Source organism: Pseudarthrobacter albicanus (assembly GCF_018224015.1).
GTDB lineage: Bacteria > Actinomycetota > Actinomycetes > Actinomycetales > Micrococcaceae > Arthrobacter > Arthrobacter albicanus.
Genome location: NZ_JAGPOT010000224.1, coordinates 1 through 550 on the forward strand (window position 1 = coordinate 1; position 550 = coordinate 550).

At 72.5% G+C, this 550-nt stretch carries 1 protein-coding gene; it reads left to right on the top strand.

Going from position 1 to position 550, the window contains the following annotated elements; genetic code table 11:
* On the top strand, positions 1 to 550 hold a 550-nt coding region (locus J9611_RS21545; RefSeq protein WP_211883373.1), incomplete at both ends, for a DUF222 domain-containing protein.

The window sequence follows — 550 nt, forward strand, 5'->3', positions numbered from 1 at the left end:
GTCGCTGAGGTCGCCTGCGTCCTGACCGTCAGCAAACGCACCGCCGGAACCCTCCTGTCCGAATGCCAGGCCCTGACGACCGCTCTGCCGCTGACCCTGACGGCCCTTCAGGCCGGGACGATCTCCTGGCAGCACGCCCGGATCATCGTCGAGGAAACCACCAGCCTGGATCCCGCCGGAGCGGCCGCGCTGGAAGCGCACTTCCTGGACCCCGACGCATCGAACCCCGCCCGCGGGTGCCCGGCCGGGGACCTCGTCCCGTCCCGGTTCCGCGCCAAGGCACGCACCTGGCGCGAACGCCACCACCCGGCCAGCATCGAAAAACGACACACCAAAAGCGCCGGGGACCGGCGGGTCGACTACACCCCGGACCGGGACGGCATGGCCTGGCTCTCCGCCTACCTCCCGGCAGACACCGCCGCAGGGATCTGGGAACGGACCACCGCCGCCGCCCGCGCCCTCCAAGGCCCCCACGAGGCCCGGCCCCTCAGCCAGCTCCGCGCCGACATCACCGCCACCTGGCTCCTCACCAGCCACACCACCGGCACCG